General features: G+C 36.1%; 6 protein-coding genes. 1 reads left to right on the forward strand and 5 read right to left on the reverse strand.

Annotated elements, in window-relative coordinates:
* Window positions 1-388: 388 nt before the first annotated feature.
* The 3 genes from T495_RS0100990 to T495_RS0101000 are packed head-to-tail and all read right to left on the reverse strand — an operon-like array spanning window position 389 to window position 1,301.
* Window positions 389-604 (reverse strand): hypothetical protein, encoded by a 216-nt coding sequence (locus tag T495_RS0100990; RefSeq protein ID WP_033147302.1) that lies wholly within the window; start codon window positions 602-604, stop codon window positions 389-391.
* Window positions 601-1,089, reverse strand: coding sequence for a DUF3990 domain-containing protein (locus tag T495_RS0100995; RefSeq protein WP_033147303.1), 489 nt, complete (start codon window positions 1,087-1,089; stop codon window positions 601-603). The genes T495_RS0100990 and T495_RS0100995 overlap by 4 nt, the downstream gene beginning before the upstream one ends.
* Complete coding sequence (locus tag T495_RS0101000) at window positions 1,086-1,301, reverse strand: DUF3791 domain-containing protein (RefSeq protein ID WP_028903307.1); 216 nt, start codon at window positions 1,299-1,301, stop codon at window positions 1,086-1,088. Before T495_RS0101000 ends, T495_RS0100995 begins: the two co-directional genes overlap by 4 nt.
* Between T495_RS0101000 and T495_RS16000 the strand changes: the two genes are divergently transcribed.
* Window positions 1,206-1,568, forward strand: a complete 363-nt coding sequence (locus T495_RS16000) for a hypothetical protein (RefSeq protein WP_197018825.1) — start codon at window positions 1,206-1,208, stop codon at window positions 1,566-1,568. The two genes, T495_RS0101000 and T495_RS16000, sit on opposite strands and share 96 nt — an antisense overlap.
* Here the strand turns inward: T495_RS16000 and T495_RS0101005 are convergent.
* On the reverse strand, window positions 1,554-2,021 hold the full coding sequence (locus T495_RS0101005) for a DUF3997 domain-containing protein (RefSeq protein WP_197020316.1): 468 nt from the start codon (window positions 2,019-2,021) through the stop codon (window positions 1,554-1,556). The genes T495_RS16000 and T495_RS0101005 overlap by 15 nt on opposite strands.
* 105 nt (window positions 2,022-2,126) lie before the next feature.
* On the reverse strand, window positions 2,127-2,754 hold a 628-nt coding region (locus T495_RS0101010; RefSeq protein WP_231495027.1), incomplete at its 5' end, for a hypothetical protein.

Raw genomic sequence — 2,754 nt, forward strand, 5'->3', positions numbered from 1 at the left:
GCAACAGGAAAAAAGGCCAAGTAGCATTATCAGTTTAATGGCTTTTTTATTCATATATCGAAATGATTTAATTAATTTGGTGGCAAAGGTAGAGAAATATCATTAAAACGCCAAAAATGAAATAGCTTTTTTTCGTCAGAATATCCAGAAACCAAGCCTTACAAAGCGTCAAAAAACTCTATAAGACAGCAAGTTACAGAAATAATTCGTCAAAATTCGTCAAAAGCATATTAGCGCCTGAACAAGGCTTTTCTAAACCAGTTGGAGGGCAGCGTACTCTCAAGTGGCGTCGCTGCAATTTGCTTTTTTTGAAAAGTACCTAAGGAATAGATGATTTGTTGATTCTCACCTTCTCCAGTCCATGATCTCTCTGAACACAACCTATAAATTACATTTTATTCATAAGTTCATACAAATAGGCAGGGCTTTGCACATACAATTCACCTTCTTCATCTTGCAACATTTCAATTAAAGGAGAATTATATACACGTTCCATCGCTTGTTCTATAGAGCAGCCTGTATCTTCTATCACATACTTAACCAATTCGCTCAAAGCATAATTAGTCAGGTAAGTAGCCATTTGATTATGTGTTGGCTGATTCATACGCTTTCAACTTTTATTTTCCTGAGAAAAGCTAAGGCCTGTTCCGTCCCCAAATAGTACTGCTGGTCAAGATACTTGTCCTGAAGCAACTTAGCAGCCTCTTCCGGAGAATAAATACCCTCATGATAGTTTGTAATTTGCAGAACCACACCATCATCAGCAATTGGCCCAATAACAACATCGAAATCATGTATTGTCTTAGTATTCTTTCTATTGCGGTTAGCATCCACAAACAAGAACCATTCTGTAGTAGCTTTCTCCGGAAAGACCTTGACTTTCAAGTTTGACTTCATAGCTGTATCATCAAACTCATAAGTAATCAGAGTTGGTGTACCACCAAAAAGACGAGCTTTTTTTTGCGCCATACGGATTGCTGTATTTCTATCGGGCGTAAGATAGAACCCTTTGCCAAAGTCCTTATACTGCAAGCCCTTAGCAAGATCTATCACCTCAATATCTACATTTGTACCATGATAAAGTATCATGACAACGTTCCTCCATTCTTTTGACAGATGATAAGCAAGTCATCAATAGTCTCATCCATAGACTGCAGATGTTCCACATCATAAAATTCAATTAGGAATGAAAGCCCTTTATGCTTATGAAGATATTGGAAAGCAGCTTGCCTAGTCATAGCAAACCGTTTTCCAAAAGCATGAATGCATGCCGTCAAGAAGGGTATCTCATACTTGCTCATATCTTTATGATTGTTTATATTGCTGCAAAGATAAAGATAATTTCCGAAAGTTCCAAACTTTTAAGAAAAAATATAATTAATCAAAAAGTCGGAGTTGAGGAGCAAGGTGTCGGTTCTTGTGATCATTTTCATCTCTATAACTTTTGTATTACACCAAACGAAATACCTGTTCCTCTCTTCATGCTTAATTGTCTCGTCATATTTATGGTTTATTTTAATTCACCAGACCAAAGGGACATTCTGCCCCCTTGTTTACTTGGTCTTTAAAAACTGGGATTCGTATTTTTTATCCATTTTGACAGAAACATTTAGTTCCTTGCACATCCGATTAAAGTCAGACTCAGCCATTGGACCAAATACTTTGGCATCCTGCTTGCGAATAATCCAATAGCAATCTTGTATGCTAAGCATTTTGTCCAAGAGCGTCTTCAGACTATCTGTCGCGTCTTGAGAATGTATAGTGGAATCTGAATATTCCTTATATGTGTCGATATAATACTCACGATAATATGTACTATCTGGTTTTTGATATGCTATTATAAAATTATCATCAAATTCATAATTAAGAACTTGATCAGGTACTAGTATAGTTATAGTACCTTTTTCCATTAACTTGTCAATACGTCCGTTTTCATAAATGTAAGAGTCACCTAATTCAAAATATGAGTCGTGACATCCGCATAACAACAATACAATAAATATATAAAAAAACTTTCTCATATATACTAATCTTTTTGGAAATGACGTGACCATGAATATTGAGACCAAACATGATGCCAAGGGACTGTCTGGGTTCACTTCAATGCCAGTCCCGTGGCATATCTTTTATAAATACACCTCCTCGCCATTCAGCATGATGGGGATTGCATCTCTTATCATTCCTTGTTTATTAGTCTTGTCTATCAGACTATCACCAAAGAATGTTAGATAGCAATTTTTAGGCTCATACAGTCTAATCACATGTCTTTCCTTCTTGTTTAACATTTCATATTCCTTTGGGAACAGCAACTTGGCATATTCCTGGACTGCAGAATCCGTGATCCTGCAGAATCTTCTTTCTATAGGAAAGATGGGATGTGCATTATCATGCGAGAATATCACATAATGACCATTCACCTTACACAGGTCAAATGGTGCATGATATTTTATATCGCTTATATCATACACAGGGAATACGACATACCGATAAATACTATCGTTGATATCTTTAGAGGCAATTCCCACATAGATAGAATCCCCTTGTTCGATATATTTCTTATTATCTTTATAAAGGAAATCCTGATAATCGGTTATCGCCTCAACCAAATCCTTATTCCTGATTTCAACAGTACACTCCAATTCGCTATTCTCCTTGTTGCCATCTGATGTGCAACAGGAAAAAAGGCCAAGTAGCATTATCAGTTTAATGGCTTTTTTATTCATATATCGAAATGATTTAATTAATTTGGTGGCA

Source organism: Prevotella sp. P6B1, from assembly GCF_000702825.1.
Lineage (GTDB): Bacteria > Bacteroidota > Bacteroidia > Bacteroidales > Bacteroidaceae > Prevotella.

Coding starts and splice junctions, on each gene's coding strand:
- T495_RS0101000 (WP_028903307.1), bottom strand. CDS start 1,301: ATGAGCAAGTATGAGATACCCTTCTTGACGGCATGCATTCATGCTTTT.
- T495_RS16000 (WP_197018825.1), top strand. CDS start 1,206: ATGAAGATATTGGAAAGCAGCTTGCCTAGTCATAGCAAACCGTTTTCC.
- T495_RS0101005 (WP_197020316.1), bottom strand. CDS start 2,021: ATGAGAAAGTTTTTTTATATATTTATTGTATTGTTGTTATGCGGATGT.
- T495_RS0100995 (WP_033147303.1), bottom strand. CDS start 1,089: ATGATACTTTATCATGGTACAAATGTAGATATTGAGGTGATAGATCTT.
- T495_RS0100990 (WP_033147302.1), bottom strand. CDS start 604: ATGAATCAGCCAACACATAATCAAATGGCTACTTACCTGACTAATTAT.